This is a genomic window from Paraburkholderia rhizosphaerae (genome assembly GCF_004366595.1).
GTDB lineage: Bacteria > Pseudomonadota > Gammaproteobacteria > Burkholderiales > Burkholderiaceae > Paraburkholderia > Paraburkholderia rhizosphaerae.
Genome location: NZ_SORE01000075.1, coordinates 1 through 1,121, shown reverse-complemented (window position 1 = coordinate 1,121; position 1,121 = coordinate 1). Strand labels below are relative to the sequence as shown.

The following is a 1,121-nucleotide window of genomic DNA, read 5'->3' as shown; positions in this document are numbered from 1 at the left end:
GTGCTCGGCTTCTTCGACGGCAACACGGTGACGGGGCTGTGGAACTACGCGCAGCACTTCGCGATGAGCCAGAACGCGTACACGGACACGTACGGTCCGTCGACACCGGGCGCCATCGCGGTGATCTCCGGCCAGAACAACGGCGCGGTGAACGTGGTCGGCAGCGGTTCGACGGTGCCTGACAATGCGGGCGGCCTGAGCCTGATCGGCGATACGGACCCGGGTCACGACGTCTGCTCGTCGCAGACCAGCCAGGTCATGCTGACCTCGAAGAACATCGGCGACCTGCTGAACGCAGCGAACATCACGTGGGGCGGCTTTATGGGCGGCTTCAACCTGCAGACGATGAACGAGAACGGCTCGACGGGTTGCACCCGCTCGACGTTCTCGACGCTGCTTGGCATTCCTGACCCGGACTACGTGCCGCACCACGCGTGGTTCCAGTACTACACGTCGACCGCGAACCCGACGCACCAGCGTCCGACGTCGCTCGCGATGGTCGGCTCGACCGAGCCGACGCTCGACAACACGGCGACGCCGGTGCACCACCAGTACGACACGGATGATTTCTTCGCGGCTGTGTCGTCGGGCAACTTCCCGTCGGTCAGCTTCCTGAAGGCGCCAGCACTGGGTGATGGCCACCCGGGCAATTCGGATCCGCTCGACGAGCAGCAGTTCATCGTGAACACGGTGAACTTCCTGCAGCAGCAGCCGGACTGGAAGAACACCGCGGTTATCGTCACGTACGACGACTCGGATGGCTGGTACGACCACCGCTTCCAGAAGCCGACCACCTCGTCGTTCTCCACGTCGGATTTCGTCGGCGGCGCACAGGGTAATTGTTCGGCCACTGACGGTTCGTCGGGTCCTGGTATCGGCGTGAACGGTGCGACGGTCAACGGCCGCTGCGGTCCGGGTACGCGTATTCCGTTTATCGTGATCTCGCCGTTCGCGAAGGCCAACTTCGTTGACGACGTGCAGATCAACCAGTCGTCGGTTACGAAGTTCATCGAGGACAACTGGCTCAACGGCACACGCATCGGTCAGGGTTCGAACGACGCGGCGGACAACTCGATCATGAGCATGTTCGACTTCACGCAGGACGTGTCGAAGCCGCGCAC

Annotated in this window: 1 protein-coding gene; it reads left to right on the top strand. The window is 63.0% G+C overall.

Features of this window, described 5'->3' with window-relative positions:
- Positions 1 to 1,121, top strand: a 1,121-nt coding sequence (locus tag BX592_RS33630) for a phospholipase C (RefSeq protein ID WP_279589223.1), incomplete at both ends; no start/stop codon positions are given.